Origin of the sequence: Streptomyces sp. NPDC056296, assembly GCF_042268605.1 — a bacterium.
In the GTDB taxonomy this organism is placed as follows: Bacteria; Actinomycetota; Actinomycetes; order Streptomycetales; family Streptomycetaceae; genus Streptomyces.
On the sequence record NZ_JBHJRX010000046.1, the window covers coordinates 37,726 to 54,786 of the forward strand.

Annotated in this window: 19 protein-coding genes; 4 read left to right on the plus strand and 15 right to left on the minus strand. The window is 72.4% G+C overall.

The features are described 5' to 3' along the window. Positions 1-5: 5 nt before the first annotated feature. From ACFCZF_RS29425 to ACFCZF_RS29445, 5 genes are all read right to left on the minus strand, one after another. The gene (locus ACFCZF_RS29425) at positions 6-341 is read right to left on the minus strand and encodes a DUF2516 family protein (protein WP_376674200.1); all 336 of its coding nucleotides are present in this window, start codon (positions 339-341) and stop codon (positions 6-8) included. A gap of 117 nt (positions 342-458) precedes the next feature. After that, on the minus strand, positions 459-1,070 hold the full coding sequence (locus ACFCZF_RS29430; protein ID WP_375912468.1) for a hypothetical protein: 612 nt from the start codon (positions 1,068-1,070) through the stop codon (positions 459-461). Positions 1,071-1,146: 76 nt separating this feature from the next. After that, a complete protein-coding gene (locus ACFCZF_RS29435; protein WP_376674201.1) occupies positions 1,147-1,647 on the minus strand; it encodes a helix-turn-helix domain-containing protein in 501 nt (166 codons plus the stop codon). A gap of 140 nt (positions 1,648-1,787) precedes the next feature. Next, the gene (locus ACFCZF_RS29440; RefSeq protein ID WP_376674202.1) at positions 1,788-2,453 is read right to left on the minus strand and encodes a maleylpyruvate isomerase family mycothiol-dependent enzyme; all 666 of its coding nucleotides are present in this window, start codon (positions 2,451-2,453) and stop codon (positions 1,788-1,790) included. 224 nt (positions 2,454-2,677) lie between these two features. Then, positions 2,678-3,037 carry a winged helix-turn-helix transcriptional regulator gene (locus ACFCZF_RS29445; RefSeq protein WP_376674203.1) on the minus strand — a complete coding sequence of 120 codons (360 nt, stop codon included), beginning with the start codon at positions 3,035-3,037 and terminating at the stop codon, positions 2,678-2,680. 50 nt (positions 3,038-3,087) lie between these two features. Here ACFCZF_RS29445 and ACFCZF_RS29450 point away from each other — a divergent pair, with 50 nt between their 5' ends. Next, complete coding sequence (locus tag ACFCZF_RS29450; protein WP_376674204.1) at positions 3,088-3,981, plus strand: NAD(P)-dependent oxidoreductase; 894 nt, start codon at positions 3,088-3,090, stop codon at positions 3,979-3,981. A gap of 121 nt (positions 3,982-4,102) precedes the next feature. Here ACFCZF_RS29450 and ACFCZF_RS29455 read toward each other — a convergent pair whose 3' ends face one another. From ACFCZF_RS29455 to ACFCZF_RS29475, 5 genes are all read right to left on the minus strand, one after another. Then, positions 4,103-6,328 (minus strand): HelD family protein, encoded by a 2,226-nt coding sequence (locus tag ACFCZF_RS29455; protein WP_376674205.1) that lies wholly within the window; start codon positions 6,326-6,328, stop codon positions 4,103-4,105. Between the two features lie 45 nt (positions 6,329-6,373). After that, a complete protein-coding gene (locus ACFCZF_RS29460) occupies positions 6,374-7,003 on the minus strand; it encodes a TetR family transcriptional regulator (RefSeq protein ID WP_376674206.1) in 630 nt (209 codons plus the stop codon). A gap of 10 nt (positions 7,004-7,013) precedes the next feature. After that, positions 7,014-8,120 (minus strand): phosphotransferase, encoded by a 1,107-nt coding sequence (locus tag ACFCZF_RS29465; RefSeq protein WP_376674207.1) that lies wholly within the window; start codon positions 8,118-8,120, stop codon positions 7,014-7,016. Between the two features lie 159 nt (positions 8,121-8,279). Continuing rightward, entirely contained in the window at positions 8,280-9,035 is a 756-nt protein-coding gene (locus ACFCZF_RS29470) for an HAD family hydrolase (protein WP_376674208.1), read from the minus strand. After that, on the minus strand, positions 9,035-9,883 hold the full coding sequence (locus ACFCZF_RS29475) for a winged helix-turn-helix domain-containing protein (protein ID WP_376674239.1): 849 nt from the start codon (positions 9,881-9,883) through the stop codon (positions 9,035-9,037). Before ACFCZF_RS29475 ends, ACFCZF_RS29470 begins: the two co-directional genes overlap by 1 nt. 175 nt (positions 9,884-10,058) lie before the next feature. Here ACFCZF_RS29475 and ACFCZF_RS29480 point away from each other — a divergent pair, with 175 nt between their 5' ends. Continuing rightward, positions 10,059-10,247: a hypothetical protein gene (locus ACFCZF_RS29480; RefSeq protein ID WP_345635879.1), complete on the plus strand. Its 189-nt coding sequence runs from the start codon at positions 10,059-10,061 to the stop codon at positions 10,245-10,247. Positions 10,248-10,270: 23 nt separating this feature from the next. On the opposite strand, the gene ACFCZF_RS29485 is transcribed toward ACFCZF_RS29480, so the two are convergent. Then, positions 10,271-11,182: a winged helix-turn-helix domain-containing protein gene (locus ACFCZF_RS29485; protein WP_376674209.1), complete on the minus strand. Its 912-nt coding sequence runs from the start codon at positions 11,180-11,182 to the stop codon at positions 10,271-10,273. Positions 11,183-11,335: 153 nt separating this feature from the next. On the opposite strand from ACFCZF_RS29485, the gene ACFCZF_RS29490 reads away from it, so the two are divergent. Further along, positions 11,336-11,521 (plus strand): hypothetical protein, encoded by a 186-nt coding sequence (locus ACFCZF_RS29490; RefSeq protein ID WP_003974784.1) that lies wholly within the window; start codon positions 11,336-11,338, stop codon positions 11,519-11,521. Between the two features lie 180 nt (positions 11,522-11,701). Here the strand turns inward: ACFCZF_RS29490 and ACFCZF_RS29495 are convergent, their stop codons facing one another. The 3 genes from ACFCZF_RS29495 to ACFCZF_RS29505 all read right to left on the minus strand — a co-directional run bounded on the left by ACFCZF_RS29495 (position 11,702) and on the right by ACFCZF_RS29505 (position 15,394). Continuing rightward, positions 11,702-12,994 carry a GNAT family N-acetyltransferase gene (locus ACFCZF_RS29495; RefSeq protein ID WP_376674210.1) on the minus strand — a complete coding sequence of 431 codons (1,293 nt, stop codon included), beginning with the start codon at positions 12,992-12,994 and terminating at the stop codon, positions 11,702-11,704. Between the two features lie 648 nt (positions 12,995-13,642). Continuing rightward, a complete protein-coding gene (locus ACFCZF_RS29500; protein ID WP_376674211.1) occupies positions 13,643-14,683 on the minus strand; it encodes an asparaginase in 1,041 nt (346 codons plus the stop codon). Between the two features lie 90 nt (positions 14,684-14,773). Further along, positions 14,774-15,394: an aerial mycelium formation protein gene (locus ACFCZF_RS29505; RefSeq protein WP_375912501.1), complete on the minus strand. Its 621-nt coding sequence runs from the start codon at positions 15,392-15,394 to the stop codon at positions 14,774-14,776. 183 nt (positions 15,395-15,577) lie between these two features. On the opposite strand from ACFCZF_RS29505, the gene dtd reads away from it, so the two are divergent. Continuing rightward, entirely contained in the window at positions 15,578-16,003 is a 426-nt protein-coding gene (dtd, locus tag ACFCZF_RS29510; protein ID WP_376674212.1) for a D-aminoacyl-tRNA deacylase, read from the plus strand. Positions 16,004-16,088: 85 nt separating this feature from the next. Here dtd and ACFCZF_RS29515 read toward each other — a convergent pair whose 3' ends face one another. Continuing rightward, entirely contained in the window at positions 16,089-17,054 is a 966-nt protein-coding gene (locus ACFCZF_RS29515) for a YgfZ/GcvT domain-containing protein (RefSeq protein ID WP_376674213.1), read from the minus strand. Positions 17,055-17,061: the final 7 nt, after the last annotated feature.

Consider the following 17,061-nt stretch of genomic DNA (forward strand, 5'->3'; position numbering starts at 1 on the left):
GCGTCTCAGCGGCCGCCGTTGTACGGGCCGTAGGGGCCGTCGCTGCTGGAGCCGCGGTGGCTGCTGCGGCCGCCGCCCGGCAGGCCGCGCAGCGCGGGCCGTACGTCGACCACGTACACGATCGTCGCGATGAGCCCGATGATCGGCAGGAACGACAGGATGTTGAAGATCAGGTTCACCACGAAGGCGATCCCGAGGATGATCAGCCAGAACGGCTTGGTCTTCTTGTCCGCCGCGCGGTAGGCGTCCTCACGGCGCACGGCGGCGTCGACCAACGCGAAGCCGCTGAAAAGGATCAGGGCGATGCTCAGCAGCCACATGAAGCCTGCGAACCCCTGCATCAGCACAACGTCCACCACCAGACTCGGATCGTCTCTACGCGGTCACCGTACCCGGAGAACGGGCCGGACACCCCAAGGGTGCCCGGCCCGTACCGTACTCGTGCCACCCGTCGCCGGTTACTTGGCGGGCGGCGTGGTCTTCTTTGCGGTGCCGTTGGTGCTCTTCTTGGCCGGAGCCTTGCGCGGGGCGGGGGTCTTCTTCGCCGCGGCGGTCCTGTCCTCCGTGACCTCGACCGCCTCGGACTTGGCGGGCTTGGCCGGCTCGACGGCCACGGCGAACTCCTCCACCTCCTCGGCGATGTCCTCGATGCCGTCGGCGGCCTGGCCGCGCCAGGTGCGGACCGCGTGCTCGCCGCGCTCGGCGACCTTCTCGTAGGTCTCCCGGGCCTTGACGGCGTACTCGGCGGCGACGCCGACCGAGCGCAGCGCGAGGTCCTGGGCGCTCTCGCCGAGCTTCTTGAGGTCGGTGTCGAGGGAGCCGAAGAGCTCGTTGGCCTTGGCCTGCAGAGTCCCCTGGGTCTCCTTGACGCGGGCCGTCGCCTTCTCCTGGACGGCCTTCGGGTCGGTGTTGCGCACGGCCTCGATACGGGACGGCGCCTCGGCCCGCAGCTGCTCCACCAGCACCGGCACCTTCTTGGCCTGCTGGAAGGCCAGGTCGGCGGTGCCGGCGGCGAAGTAGAGCGGGGTGGGGTCGCTGAGGGTCTTGCGCAGGTCGTCGGTGATGGCCATGGTGATGGTCCTCCGGTATTGCGTTCGGCTGAGGGTTTCGTGGTGGTCCCGCGCCGGGCCGGCTACTCGCTCCCGCTCATCCGGCCGTCTGCTGCGGGCCGGCGTCACTGCCGCCGGTCGTACGGGGGCCGAGGCCCGATATGGAGGCCCCGCCTTCGGCGGCGTCGCCCGCCGTCGCGTCCTGAGCCGGCACCTCGTCGTCGGCGTCGGAGTCGTCGGCGTCGGTGCCGAATCCGTTCTCCTTGCGGAAGGACTCGTAGATCTGGAGCAGCACCTGCTTCTGCCGCTCGTTCAGCGAGGGGTCGGCGAGGATGACCGCACGCGTCTCCACGTCGTCCCGGTCGCGCTCCGCGTCGAGGATCCCCGCGCGCACGTACAGCGTCTCGGCGGAGATCCGCAGCGCCTTGGCGACCTGCTGGAGCACCTCCGCGCTCGGCTTGCGCAGCCCGCGCTCGATCTGACTCAGGTACGGATTGGACACGCCCGCGGCGTCGGCGAGCTGCCGCAGCGACAGCTGCGCGTTGCGCCGCTGCTCGCGCAGGTACTCACCGAGATTGCCGACGTTGAGCGATGCCATGCCTCCACGATGCACCACGCCGCTAACTATTGCAAGCATGCGCTTGCAATAGTGTGCCTCCGGGGGCCGGACGGCGCACCTCCGGGTGCCGGACCGCGCACCTTTGGGTGCCGGACCGCGCACCATTGGGTGCACGTGGTTCACACTGTCTCGCAGCGACCGCGAAGAATCGCCGCACCGTCGCCCGCGAGTTCGTCGCAGTACGTCGCGCGGCCGGTCATGGCCATCACCAGGGCCAGGGTGGGGCCGGACACGAGCGGCCCCGAACCGGTCGCGAAAGGGCCGTCGTCCGCGACGAGCCGCAGGCCGCCGACGCGTCCCTTGGCGACGACCACCAGATCGGAGCCCCGGTAGTACTCGGCCACCCGGGTGAGGATCTCGACCGGGTGGTCACGGCGGATGCCCAGCGGGCGCCGGATGTCCTCCCCGTGCACGACCGTCTCGCCCAGCATGGCAATGGCGGGCAGCGCAGGCTTGGTGGTGCTCGGGACGATGCGCCGGAACCGCTCAAGGGTCTCGGCCGGGGTCGTGCCCAACTGCTCGGCCAGCCGCATGGCCACCTGCTTGTCGAAGTCGAACCGGCAACGGATCACCCCCGCCATCCAGCGCACGGTGTCGAGGCTCGCCCCCGCGGTGAGGTGGGCGAGCACCTCGCGCACCGTCAGGCCCGCGCAGAGCGAGGGCGTTTCCCACCGCTCGTCGGTCATGTCCCCGAGATCGGCCGCCAACGCGGCTCGCTCGGCGCGGATCAGGGGCCAGACCCCGGCCCCGCGGCCGCGGGACGCTGTCACTGCCGGATCAGTCATACGACGGTCTCCTCACTGGGCGTACTCAGAACATCGCGCCCGGGCCGCGTCCGGCACGGGCGTTCGTGAGGAAGACCGACGCCCCGGACCAAAGTCATCGCCCGCGACGGATGTCGCTCCGCGCTACCCGGACCCGTCCGGCAGGACCGGCCGCCCCTACCCACTTTTTTGTGCGTACTTGGCAGCGCGCCCCCCTCGGCCGAAGCTGAAGGGGCGGGTGATCGTCAGGAGGCCGCGCGGGTGGCTGCCTCCGGTCCGGCCAGCCTGTCCAGGCGCCGGTGGCCCCAGTCGGAGAGAGGAGAGAGGGCCTCGGCGAGGTCGCGGCCGAACGCGGTCAGGGAGTACTCCGTCTTCAGCGGAAGCACGTCGTACACCCTCCGCTCCACCAGTCCGTCCGCCTCCATCTCGCGCAGCGCCTGGGTCAGCACCTTCTCGGTGAGGCCGGGCACCTGCCGGCGCAGTTCGGCCGGTCGCCGCGGGCCGGACTCCAACAGCCACAGCAGCGTCGTCTTCCACTTGCCCTCGATCACGGCGATCGCGGCGGTCACTCCGCAGACGTTCGGATCCTGACGCCGGTGCGCCATGCCGTGCCCCTTTCCTCAGCAATCGCTCGTTACGTTACGGGAGTTGAAACATGTCCGTGCACACCGATCAGTCTGCCGCCGCCGTCACCGTCCTCGGTCTCGGTCCGATGGGCCGGGCGCTGGCCGAGGCGTTCGTGGCCGCCGGGCTGCGCACCACCGTCTGGAACCGCACGCCCGGCCGGGACGCCGACCTGGTCGCCCGGGGCGCGGTCCCGGCGGGCTCGGCGCAGGAGGCCGTCGTCGCCTCCCCGCTGACCGTCGTCTGCGTGGTGAACTACGACGCCTCGGACGCCGTACTGCGCCAGGACGCCGTCGCCGCCGCCCTCAAGGGCCGTACGGTCGTGAACCTGAGCGCCGACACCCCCGAGCGGGCCCGGGACACGGCCGAGTGGGCCGGCCGGCACGGCGTCCGCTACCTGGACGGCGCGATCATGACGCCGACCCCGACCATCGGCACGGACGACGCGGTGTTCCTGCACAGCGGCCCCGAGGAGCTGTACCGGGAGCACCGGCCCGTGCTGGCGGCGCTCGGCGGCACCCACACCCACCTCGGTGAGGACGCCGGGCGGGCCGCGGCCTACGACATCGCGCTGCTCGACATCTTCTGGACGGCGATGGCGGGCTACGCGCACGCCCTCGCCGTGGCCCGGGCGGAGGGCGTCACCGGCGCGGAACTCGCCCCCTTCGCCCAGGGCATCGCCGCGATCCTGCCGCCGCTGTTCACCGAGTTCGCCGCCGACACCGACGCCGGTTCGTACTCGGGCGACCTGAACCCGATCACCTCGGCCGCGTCGACCATGGCGCACGTCGTCCACGCCTCCGAGGCGCACGGCATCGACGCGAGCGTGATGCGCGTGATCGAGGGGCAGGCCCGGCGGGTCATCGCACTCGGGCACGGCACGGACGGGTTCACCCGCGTCGCCGAGGTGATCGGCCGCCGCTGACCCGCGCGGGGAGCGGCCGACCCGCGCGGGGAGCGGCTGACCGCGCGCGGGGAGCGGCTGACCGCGCGCGGGGAGCGGCTGACCGCGCGCGGAAGGCCAGAGCTGACCCGCGCGCGGAAGGTCAGAAGGGCAGGGGCCGCCCGTGCACCACGTCCAGTCCGGACACCGCGCGGGTGAGCACCACGTACAGCCGGTGCAGGCCCCGCCCCCCGGGGCCCTCCGCCTCCGCGATCGCCGCCGGTTCGACGGCGACGACGTGGTCGTACTCCAGTCCCTTGACGACACTCGCGGGCACCACGGCCACCCGGGCGCCCAGCGCCTCCGGCCCCGCCGCCGCGATCCCGGCGGCGGCGAGGGCGTCCCGCAGCCGGGGCACGTCCGCGTCGGCGGCGACGACACCGACGGAGCCCTCCCGGACGAGAGCGTCCCGTACGGCGTCGACGACGGCGCCGACGACCTCCCCGGGCGTGGTCGGGCGCATCGTCAGCTCGCCGTCCCCGCGCAGGGAACGGGCCGCCGGTACGTCCACGTCCAGCCGCGCCAGCAGCCGGTTGGCGAGGCCGACGACCGCCTGCGGCACCCGGAAGCCGGTGGTCAGCGGCGTCACGGTCGCGTCCGGCCGGCCCAGGTGCGCGAGGGCCGTCCGCCATGACCGTGCCGCCCACGGCGTGGTCCCCTGGGCCAGGTCGCCGAGGACGGTGAGCGAACCGAAGGCGGCCCGGCGGGCGATGGCCCGGCACTCCATCGGGGAGAGGTCCTGAGCCTCGTCGACGACGATGTGCCCGTAGCCCTCGGGGTGTTCGAGGAGCCCGGCGACCTCGTCGAGGAGGACCAGGTCGGCGGCGGACCAGCGGGCCGAGCGCCACGTCCGCGGTGCACCGGCCGCCGGCCACCGGACCGCCTTCTGCTCGTCGTCGTCCAGCAGCCCGTCGGCGGCCCGCGCCAGCGCGCAGGGGTCGCCGAGCAGCCGCGCGACGACCTCCTCGGGACGCACCCGGGGCCAGACGGAGTCGAGGTACGCGCCGACCGGCCGGGACCGTTCGATCCGGCGCGCCCAGGCGCCCGTCCGCGGCCCGGCGCGCCGCTCGGCCAGATCCTGGACGTACCGCACGATCCGGGCCCGCACCCGCTCCCGCCCGACGGTGTACGGCGGTTCCTCGTCCCGTACGTCCGCCACGATCCGGGCCAGCTCGTCGGCCGGGACCCGCCAGCGGTAGGAGCCGTCCGGTACGGCGAGGGAGTCGGCGGCGCCGACGGCCACGCGCGCGTACAGGGCGCGGCGCAGCACCTCGGCCGTCCGGGCGTCGTGCTTGACGGCGGCGGCCCGTTCGCCGTCGGTGCCGGTGACCGGGTGCCGGGCGATCTCCTGCGGGAGCGTGGACTGCCGTACGGCGGTCTCGCCGAGGGAGGGCAGTACCTCGGCGATGTAGGAGAGGAAGGTGGGGTTGGGGCCGAGGATCAGCAGTCCGCCCCGTCGGATGCGCTGCGGGTGGGTGTAGAGCAGGTACGCGGCCCGGTGCAGTCCGACGGCGGTCTTTCCCGTGCCCGGGGCGCCCTGGACGCAGACCGTGGCGGTGAGGTCCGCGCGGACGAGGTCGTCCTGCTCGGGCTGGATGGTGGCGGCGATGTCCCGCATGGGTCCGACGCGGGGCCGTTCGATCTCGCGGGCGACGATGTCGCCGGCCCGGGACTCGCCGCGGCCGAGCCGCTCGTCCTCCAGCCCGGTGAGGTCGGCCGAGTCCCCGCGGCTGCCGGGCGCCCATCCGAAACGGCGGCGGACGGCGACACCGCGCGGGTCGCCGGCGGTGGCCTGGTAGAAGGCCCGGGAGACGGGGGCGCGCCAGTCGACGACGAGGGGCGGCGCGGCGGGGTCCTCGGTGATCCGCAACCGGCCGACGTGCAGCCCGGCATGATCGCCACCGGCGTCCGCGTCCTGAGCGACGGCGTCTTGAGGCGCGGGGACTTGAGGCGCGGCGTCCTGAGCCACGGCGTCTTGAGGCGCCGGGTCCTGAGGCACGGCGTCCTGAGCCACGGCGTCCTGAGCCACGGCGCCTTCAGCCTCGATGTCCTGAGCGACGGCGTCCTGCCCCACGACGCCGTGCGGCGCGGCGAAGTCCAGCCGTCCGAAGAACAGCGGTCCCTCGGGCAGTTCGCGCAGCGCCTTGGCCCGGCTGCGCAGCCGGTGTCCGAGCACCTCGGCGTCGGCACCGGAGGCGGAGACGTCCTCGCCGGTGACCACGTGTTCCCGGGCGCCGTCGACCATGGCGGCGAGGGCGGTACGGCAGTGGTCGTGGTGGGCGCGTTCCTGGGCGAGGGCGTGCTGGAGGGCGGAGTCGGATGACGTCATTCCAGCGAGCGTACCCGAATAGCGTTACCGGGTTACATTTTTTACTCATACGCGAGAACCGGGTTCCGGCAGGGCGAGCCCCGGCAGCCCCGCCGCCAACCTGCCGAACGCCCGCTCCGCCGCCGCCACGGCATCACCCCGCACGTCCGCCACACCCTCCCCGGCCGCGATCCGCCGCCAGTTCTCCTGCGCGAGGACCCGCCGCACGGCGATGATCTGCCCGGCGGCCAGTCTGGCCTCCAGGTCGCCGCCGAGGGCCTCGGCGAGCGCGGCCTCCGACCGCTCCAGGTGCGTGTACAGCCGGGCCACGAGGGCGGGAGTGCCGTAGAGCAGCGTGTGGAAGGCCAGTACGTCGGGACGATCGCTGAGCCCGGTCACCGGGTCGGCCCGCTCCAGCCCCGCCAGGAAGTGCCGGCGCAGCGCCTCGATCGGCGCCGGGCCCTCCCCCGCTACCCGTGCCGCCTCACCCTCGTGGTCGGCGATGCGGTGCAGGACGAGGTCCTCCTTCGCCGGGAAGTACCGGAAGAGCGTCGGCTTGGACACCTCGGCCGCGGCGGCCACCTCGGCGACGGACACCGCGTCGAACCCCCTCTCCACGAAGAGGCCGATGGCGATGTCCGACAGCGACTGGATCGTCCGCTGCTTCTTGCGCTCACGCAGACCGGGGTCGCTCATGGGGGCGAGCCTAAGGCCTGTCCGGCACCTGCCGGGCGTCCGCATGCGTACGGCTCCACCGCACCAGTGCCGTGCCGATGGCGGTCGGGCCGGGGACCGACTCCAGCCCGAGCGGCAGGGCCGCATCGGCCAGTACCCGGTGCAACCTGGCCGCCGTGTGCACGAGTCCGGGACCTGGCGAGTGCGCCTTCTGCCCCATCGAGAGCGCTTCTCGAATGACATCGGTGAAGACCGACTGGGCTCTCTTGTAGCCGATGAGCAGTCTCAGGTCCTGCTGCCAGCCGTTCGAACCGCCGGGCCGCACGGCCTCGACCACACGCCGCCACTCCTCCGTCACCCGGCGGCCCTGCCACAAGGGGTAGCGCATCAGATGCAGATGGGTGGCCAGGTCGTAGAGCGGATCGCCGACCATCGCCAGTTCCCAGTCGATCGTCCAGAGTCTCCGGTCCATGTCGACGATGAAGTTCTCGCGGTGCAAGTCGGCGTGCAGGAGACAGAAGGGGCGCTCACGAAGCCCGGATACATGCTTGCGCAGCCGTTTGAACGAGTCGCCGTCCAGCCCCAGGTCCGCGAAGAGGGACTCGAACTCCGGCAGGTTCCGTGCGTAGACGCGTTGCTCGGTGAAGCAGATGAGGCGCTCCAGGAAGCCGGCGGTGTCGCCGTCCGCCGGGCGGTCCACCGGATGGCACCGCCTGTGCACCGGGAGAGTCTCCGACGTCACGGCCGCCAGCTCCCCGAAGAGCTCGACGATCTGCCGCGCGAGCCCGCGGGACACCGCCTGGCCCGCCCCGTGGAGCGCCCCCAGGGTCTGCCCCTCGACAAAGCGCTGCAGAGCCAGCCCATCGACCTCGAAGACATCCGGTACGCGAGCGATCCGGCCCTGCAGGGACCGCAGCAACTGCTCCTCCGAGGCGAAGCACCGGCGGTCGAACCACAGCAGATTCTCTCGCGGCTCCCTGCACTTCCACCGCGCCGCACCGCCCGCCCCGGTCACGCCGGGCAGCGGAATCACGTAGGTCTCGTGGTGATATCCGCACAGTGGTCCCTCGACCGCGCTTTCGTCACCGCTCACCTCGACAGCACGAAGCCGAGCCATGGAAGCTGATTCGGGCGGCATTACCGTTCTCTCACCTTGGGCCCTTGCAAGGGTGCAAGAGTGGAAGCACGGTACTCCTGTTGTCGTCGGCACGGCCGCAGAACCCCTTCGAGCCTCGCCGCCCCGTCCCACGGCACGGCGAACGAAGGAGCATCTGTGCGACGCTCGTCCCCTGATGCCTCAGGCGTGACCCCGCCCCCGGACGCCCTCCCACAGCAGCCTCAGTACCGGCTCCAGTGAGTGCACGACCGTTTCCGCGCCGGCCTGTCTCAGGAGCTTCGCCTTCTCGTCGTTGCGCGCGTAGCCCAGGAACGGGACACCGGCCCGCCGCGCGGCGGTCAGATCGGACGTGGTGTCGCCGACCATCAGGGCCTGGCCGGGGGCGGCACCCATCGCCCTGAGGGCCCGGTTCAGGCAGTACGGGTCGGGCTTGAGCAGGTGCAGGTCCCGGGTGCGGCCGTAGATGTGGGGGGCGAAGCAGTCCAGCAGGCCCCGCGTGGCGAGGTACTCGCCCACCACGCGGGGCGAGTTGTTGGTGGTGACCGCCAGTCCGACACCCAGCGCGGTCCAGGTGCGGATCAGGGGATCCGCGTACGCCGTCGGCCGCGCGGTCGGCACGGCGCGCAGCTCCTCGCGGGTCAGCCGCTCCTCGAAGTCGGCCGCGAGGTCACTGCGGTGCCGCCTGCGGTCGACCGCTCCGAGCAGGACGTGCGGATCCGGATGGACCTGCTCCTCCTCGCTCAGCAGCTCCTTGAGGCCCAACCGCTCCAGCCAGTCCACCAGTTCGCCCGCGACCCGGTCCGCGGAGTAGCCCGCGAACAGCCTGCAGACGGGGCCGTCGAAGTCCCAGAGGACGACCCGGGCGCCCGAGACCAGTTCCCTCAGGCCATCGGCCCGCTCGGCCACCGGTTCCGTCTGATCCGTATCAGAAGTCACTAGGAGAGTGTCATGTCCGAGGTGATGGTTTCCCAGAGGGCGTCGAACCACTTCTGTGATTCCTCCACGAACACCGCGTCCCGGTGACCCGCCCGCTTCAGGAAGGAGAACAGCAGCGACTGGGAGCCGAGGGCGTCGTACATCTCCAGCGTCCGGCTCTCGTACTCCTCCTCGCGCCGGGTGAGCATGTAGTAGCCGAGGAGCGCCTCGTCGCCGTTGAGCAGGTAGAGCTTCATCGGCGGGGTGAAGGGCAGTGCGCGGAAGGCGATGTGCACGTCGACGCGGTGGGTGGAGCGCACGGCGTGCAGGTTGTGCTGGAGCACGCGGGCCTGGGCGTTGCGCATCTGGAGCCAGCGCTGGTGGACCGGGTCGTCCTCCGCGTCCTCGACCAGGACGGGGAAGGCCAGTGCGATGTCGCGCGACGGCATCAGGACGCGGAAGTCGATGGACTCCGGGTGGATGCGGCCCTCGTGGATCAGGCGGAGCGGCTCGCTCAGGGCCAGCATCAGCGTCTCCGAGGTGTGGCACACGACGTCGACCCGCACCCGCGGCGCCGAGAACGCCTCCGCCAGCCGCGGCCCGAGCGCCACCATCGTCGGCTGCGGCTCACCCCTGGGCGTGGCGGGCTCGGCGATGCGGGGCGGGCTGCCCTTGCTGACGTTGGTGAGCAGGCCGTCCTCCTGGAGCGCCCGCAGGGCCTGGCGGACGGTGCCGCGCTCCACCTTGAACTCGTCGGCCAGCTCGGCCTGGGTGGGCAGGCGGTCGCCCGCCTTGAGGTCTCCCCCGCGGATCCGCTCGCGCAGGATCTCGGCGATCTCCTGGGACGAGAGCCTTCTGCTGCCGTTCACGGACACGTTCTCCTGAGTCACGACCAAACGCTACAACTTCGACCTACCTACAGGGAGTTGTTTGAAACTTGTTTATAGATAGCAGCCAAGTGGGGACAACATAGTCAGAGTTGGTTGCCAACTTGGTCTAGTTGGCGGAAGTTTTCCTTCCCAGACTTCCGAAGGGGGAAAGACCATGCCCGTTCTCGCCCTTGTCTCCGCGGTCCTCGTCGTCGCCTTCGAGCAGATCGTCCAGTGGAAGTACGGCGCCTCCGGCATCGTCGGCCTGCTCCTGCTCACCATCGGCATCAAGGCCAAGAGCCCGTCCGTCAGCTCCGTCGGAGCGGTGGTGCTGGCCCTGCTGGTCGCGGGTCCGGCGCTGTGACCGGGAGGTGATCAGGGGATGAGCTACGTGGTGAGCAGCAGCTCCGAACTGATCGTCTCCCACAGCGCGTCGAACCACAGCCGCGACTGCTTCACGAACACCCCGTCGCGCAGGCCACCGCCCTGCTCGAAGGCGAACAGCGTCGAGCGGATGCCCTCCGCGTCGTACATCTCCATCGGCTCGTGATCGATCTCCTGCTCGCGCCGGCTGAGGGTGTAGTACGCGAAGAGGGCCTCCGCGCCGTTGAGCACGTACAGCTTCACCGGCGGCGTGAAGGGCAGCGCGCGGAAGGAGACGCGCACGTCGATGCCGTGCGTGGCCCGCAGGCCCAGCAGGTTGTGCTGGAGCACCTGGCCCTGGGCGTTGCGCATGGCCAGCCACCGCTCGTGCACCGGGTCGCCGGCCCCGCGCCCGGCCACCGCCACCGGGAAGGCCAGGTCGATGTTCCGGCTCGGCAGCAGCACCCGGACGTCGATCTTGGCCGGTTTCAGTCGCCCCGCGTGGATCTGGCGCAGTGGTTCGCCGATGGCGAGGGTGAGGGAGACCGAGGTCAGGCACAGGGCGTCGATCTCGACGTGCGGGGCGGCGAAGGCATCGGCGATCCGGGGCGCGAGGGCGACCGTGGTGGGCATCGGCGGCGCCGCGGGCCCGGTCAGGGAGCCGTAGAGGTCGGGCGCGACGGTCGCGGGGCTCCCTTTGGACACGTTGGTGAGCAGCCGCTCCGACTGCAGGATGCGCAGGGCCTGGCGGACGGCGCCGCGCTCGACGCCGAACTCGTCGGCCAACTGGGCCTGTGTGGGCATGCGCTGGCCCGGCCGCAGCCGACCGGCCCTGATCCGGGCGCGCAGTTCGTCGGCCACCTCGCGGTGTGTTCTCTGTGGCCGCTGCGCTCTCTTCCGCCCGTTGACGGGGGCATGTTCCGGCTCCACGACCAAACACTACAACTTCTCGCCATCTTTAGGCAGTTCGCGGGAAGGTGGTTATGAGACGCGCCCAAGCGGAGATAAGTACAGTGAAGTTGGCAGCCAACTTGAGCAACGTGGTCGGACCTTCAGGGGGTTGGCCACCACGGTGACAGGGGGACCACCATGCCGCTCATCGCCATCGTCGTCGCCGCTCTGGCCATCGGGTTCGAGCAGCTCGTGCAATGGAAGTACGGGCCCATGGGCATCATCGCGTTCGTCGCGCTGTCCATCGGCATCAAGGCGAAGAACACCATGATCGGCGGTGTGGGCGCGGTGATCCTCGTGATGCTGCTCGCCCAGTCCGGCTGAACCGACGTACTGCTGTCCGGGCCCCCTTCCGGAGGGGAGCCGGGAGCCCGGCCAGTCAGTAAGCACCACGCACGAGAACCACAACCACAACCACAACTGAACACCGGCACTACAACCACAACCGAAGAGCACGCGCTACGGATGCGCACACCCACCCGTCACCGGCAGAAGGGAGCCACCTCAGAACATGTCCGGGCACCAAGGCCGCCTGGACGTACGCAGCAGGGCGTCGGCCACACGGGCGGCGCCCGCTCGTTCTTCCCGGACCCGGCCGAGCGCGGCCAGCCGTACGGCCGACTCGTCGCCCAGCCACAGCGCCGCCAGCTCGGCCACGTCGAGCACGAGGTGGGCGCTCTCGGTGGTCGGCGTGCAGGACGCCCCGCCCGCTCCCGCCTCCAGCCGCCACCGCCCGCCGGTCAGCCCTCCCCCACTCTCGGCTCCGCTCGAGCGGGGGGACCCCCATCGGTCCACGACCTCCAGCACCAGCGAGCCCTGCCCCTCGTACGTCCGCGCCTCCAGCGCCCGTACGACGTCCAGGATCCGCACCCACAGCCAGTCCGCCTGCGTGGTGATCCTGGCCGCGCGCGGATCCGGCAGGAGGTGCGGGAGCAGGTCGTCGGGGGCCCGCCAGCCGCTCTTCACCGTCGTGATCCAGTCGATCGAGCACAGGTAGTGCCACAGGGCGCGCTCGGCGTCCGGTGTCACGGCCAGCAGCCAGTCGACGGTCGCCGTGTTCAGCGGCTGCTTGGCGTCGCCCCACTTGTCGTCGGCCCGGTACGAGACCATGCCCTCGACCTCGCCGTCCGCCGCGCGGTACACGGCGTAGAAGGGCTCGGTCCACGGGGTGTCGTTGACGCTCGTGACCCCGGTACGGGTCTGCCACCACAGCTCGGCCCGGCTGACCGCGCCCGGCTGGGCCCGGCGCAGCCGCTCGTGCAGCTCAGGGCCGAGCCCCCGGACGTCCTCGCCGTCCACGAGGTCGATCCGGCCGCCGTCCTCCGGGGCCGCCCAGCGCGCGTCGAGACCGGCGCGCGGCACGTCGACCGTCCACTCGGTCATCGTGGTGGCGGGGCCGAAGCCGTACCGGCCGTAGATCGGGTACTCGGCCGCGATCAGGGTCGCGACGACGTCCCCGCGGTCCTTCGCCGCCGCGAGGTCCTGCGCCATCATGCGGGTGAGCAGGCCTCGGCGGCGGTGGGTCGCGGTGACGGTGACGTTGGAGATCGCGTCGGCCTGTACGAGCGTGCCGCCCACGGCGGTGACCTGCTGGTCGAAGGACCGGTAGGTCGCCACGCACCGCTCACCGTCGAAGGCGCCGAGCGACCGGCCGGGGACGAAGAGGTTGCGGCGGGCCTCCAACTGCTCCGCGCCGACGGCGGGCGGCTGCAGGAACCCGGTGTTCACGGCACGCTGCCAGTCGGGGAACTCGGCCTCGGTGATGGGACGTACGTCGATGTCGGTGCGGCGGGTCATGCGCTCACGGTAGGTCGACGACCGGGTCGGCGTCGCGCGGATTTGCCCGCGCCGGCGTCCCGCAAACCACCCGCCCTGGCACCTCGGAGGGCCGCTCGGTCCCGGCGGGACGCCGATCCCGGCGGGACGCCGATCCCGGCGGGACGCCGATCCCGGCGGGACCCCGACCCCGGCGGGACCCCGCCCCCGGCGGGACCCCGACCCCGGCGGGACCCCGACCCCGGCGGGACCCCGACCCCGGCGGGACCCCGATCCCGGAGGACCCCGGCCCCGGAGAGCTCCCGATCCCGGCGGGACGCCCGTTTCTCGGAAGGCCGCCCGTTCCCGGCGGGACGCCCGATCCCAGAGGGACCCCGACCCCGGCGGGACGCCCGTTTCTCGGAAGGCCGCCCGTTCCCGGCGGGACGCCCGTTTCTCGGAAGGCCGCCCGTTCCCGGCGGGACGCCCGTTTCTCGGAAGGCCGCCCGTTCCCGGCGGGACGCCCGATCCCAGAGGGACCCCGACCCCGGCGGGAGCCGTATCCCGGACGGACGCCCGATCCCGGAGGGCGGCCGGTTCTCGGAAGGCCGCCCGGCCCCGGAAACCCGCCCGCTCCTGGAAGACCACCCGACCCCGGCGGGACACCCGACCTCAGAAGCCAGCCCGACCTCAGAAGGCCGCCCGCACCACCCCCACCTCGCGCCCGCCGCCCAGCAGGGGCGTACGGCCGATGCGGTCGACCACCGGTCCCGCCACGCCCAGCAGCGTCAGGGCGCGGGCCAGTACCGGGCCCAGGGCGCGCGTCGCGCCGTCCTCGACCTTGAAGGCCAGGGCGCGGCCGTCCGGCAGGGCCACCGCCTGGACGGCCTCCGCGCCCATCTTGGAGAGCGTGCCGGGCACCTCGCGCATCAGCCAGGTGTCGGCGCGGCGGGTACCGGCGACGTACTCGGGGTGGGCGCGCATCGCGTCGGCGACCCGGCGCTCGGCCGACCCCGGCTCGGCACCGGCGAAGGAGCAGAAGGCGCGGGCCAGCCCGACCAGGCTGATCGCCATCAGCGGCGCCCCGCACCCGTCCGTGCCGACGGCGGCGACCGGCTCGCCCGCGGCGTCCTCCACAACCCTGTGGATGATCCGCTGCAACGGGTGCTCGGGGTCGAGGTACGACTCCAGCGGCCAACCCCGCTCGGCGCAGACGGCCAGCATCGCGGTGTGCTTGCCGGAGCAGTTCATGGTGACCCGGTCGGGCGCCGCGCCCGACGCCAGGTACGTCTCCCGCTCCTCCGCGTCCAGCGGCAGGTCGGGCGGGCACTGGAGCAGGTCCGGGTCGAGGCCGTACTCGTCCAGCATCCTGCGGACCAGGCCGCGGTGGAAGGGCTCCCCGGAGTGGCTCGCGGCGGCCAGCGCCAGCCGCTCCCCCGTGAGGTCCAGGCCCGCCCGCAGGACGCCCGCCGCCTGCATCGGCTTGTTCGAGGAGCGCGGGAAGACCGGCGTCGTCACCTCCCCCAGCGCCAGCTCCACGGCCCCGTCGGCGCCCAGCACGACCAGGCTGCCCCGGTGCCGCCCCTCGACGAAGCCGGACCGGACGACCTCGGCGAGGACGGGCGGTACGACGGGCGAGAGGGCGGACGTGGGCGCGGGCGGGGACGGCTGGGCCGTCGCGGGCGGGGACGGCTGGGCCGTCGCGGGCGGGGACGGTTGCGACGCGGGCATCGGCGGTGGCCTTCCGGACGGACGGCCCGCCGCGGCGACGGCCCGGGATCGCCGGGCCCCCGAGAGCGGCTTCGTACGCCGCCCCTCGTGTCACACGAGCAGGTCGTCGACTTGTGCTTCCCCCTCACGGTACCGGCGTGCGATCTCCGCGCTGCAGTCGTCGGCCGTGCGCTGCAGCCGCTGCCGCCGACGGGAGACCTGCTGCTCGTAGCGCACGAGCCGGCCCATCCCGGCGGTCAGCTCGACGTCGGTGCGGGCCGTCAGGTCGGACAGCTCCACCTCGCCGAGCATCTCCGCGGCCAGCCGCCGGCACTCCTCGCTCCGCGGAGTGCCGAGCGTCACGTGCCGGGCGGAGGAACGCTGCCGGGCCGGTGCGTCGGTCAGGATCTCCGACAGCCGCTCGACCACGGACCCCTTCGCCGCGGTGGTCACCACGGACGCCGGCCGGCGCCCCGCCAACTCCGCACGCAGGATGTCGATACGGCCCTGCAGCAGCCGCCGTACGTAGCTCAGGTCGGCCTCCTCGCGCTGCGCGTCCCGGCGCAGCGTGCGCAGCTCCGGCAGGCTCAGCGCGATCAGGTCGTGCCCCGGCGGATCCGCGGGCAGCTCCGGGCTGTCCGTGCGCTGCACGGGCGGCCGGGGCGCCTCCAGGCCACCCGGATATGTCAATGCGACAGTCCCAAGCGGCTGCCCCGTACTCGGTGTGCTCATGTGCCTCTACCGTCCGTCCCCTCGACCGGCCTCTGGAGAGCATCGTGCCACCCCAAGTGGCCGCTATGTGACCGAGTGCCCACGATCCGCCCCGATCGGCCCCAGATGGGGGGTTAGGGAGCGAAAAAACCCCGGTACGGGCCCGTGTGCCCACACCCTAGGGGCGCACGGCATCATGGCGGGATGCGTGCAGTGGTACAGCGGGTGGACGGCGCGAACGTCCTCGTGAACGGCGAGACCGTGGGAGCGATCGACGGCGAGGGCCTGTGCGTCCTGGTCGGCGTCACCCACGACGACACCAAGGAGAAGGCGGCGCAGCTGGCCCGCAAGCTCTGGTCGGTGCGGATCCTGCCCGACGAGAAGTCGTGCAGCGACATCGACGCACCGCTGCTGGTGATCAGCCAGTTCACCCTTTACGGCGACGCCCGCAAGGGCCGCCGCCCCACCTGGAACGCCGCCGCGCCCGGCGACGTGGCCGAACCGCTCGTCGACGAGGTCGTCGCGCAGCTGCGCGCGCTGGGCGCGACCGTGGCGACGGGCCGCTTCGGCGCCCAGATGCGGGTGTCGCTGACGAACGACGGCCCGTTCACGGTGATCGTCGAGGTCTGAGACGGCCCCGGGCTCCTCCCGGGCCCGGGACCTGTTGCTCTCAGGGCTGTCAGGGCTCTGACGGCTCTCAGGGCTATGACGGCTGTCAGGGCTCTACGACGGTCTCCTGGGCCGCCGCCGTGGTCTCCGCCAGCAGGCGGGCGTCCACCGGCACGTTCCGCTTCACCAGGGCGAGGGCGACCGGGCCCAGCTCGTGGTGGCGTACGGACGTGGTGACGAAGCCGATCTTCCGGCCGTCGGGACCGTCGTCCGCGAGGCGCACCTCGGCCCCGTTCGGCGGCAGGTGGACCTCGCTGCCGTCCAGGTGCAGGAAGACCAGGCGGCGCGGCGGCTTGCCGAGGTTGTGCACCCGGGCGACGGTCTCCTGCCCCCGGTAGCAGCCCTTCTGCAGATGGACCGCCGTCCCGATCCAGCCCAGCTCGTGCGGGATGGTCCGGTGGTCGGTCTCGAAACCGAGGCGGGGACGGTGCTGCTCGACGCGCAGCGCCTCGTGCGCGAGGATCCCGGCCGGCGGACCGGCCCGGTCGGCGAACGCCTCCAGCCTCTCGCGCGGCAGGAAGAGATCACGGCCGTACGGCGTCTCCCGGACGGCGGCGCCCTCGGGGACCTCGGTGATCGATCCGGCCGGCAGGTGCACGACCGCGGTGTCGGCGGTGCGGTCGGCGACCTCGACCCGGTAGAAGAACTTCATCGACTCCAGGTAGGCGATCAGCGCCTCCTGGCTGCCGGGCTCCACGTGGGCCCAGACGGTCGTGCCGTCGTCGACGAGGTACAGGGCGTGTTCGATGTGGCCGTTCGCGGAGAGGATCAGCGCCTCGGTGGCCTCGCCGGTCGGCAGGTCGCTGACGTGCTGGGTGAGCAGCAGGTGCAGCCAGCTCAGCCGGTCGTCGCCGGTGACGGCGACGACACCGCGGTGGGAGAGGTCGACGAAGCCGGTGCCGTCGGCGAGGGCACGCTGCTCGCGGAACAGGTCGCCGTAGTGGGCGGCGACGCCTTCGTCCACGCCCTCGGCTGGGACGGCGCCGGGCAGGGACAGCAGGGGGCTCTTCATACGCCCT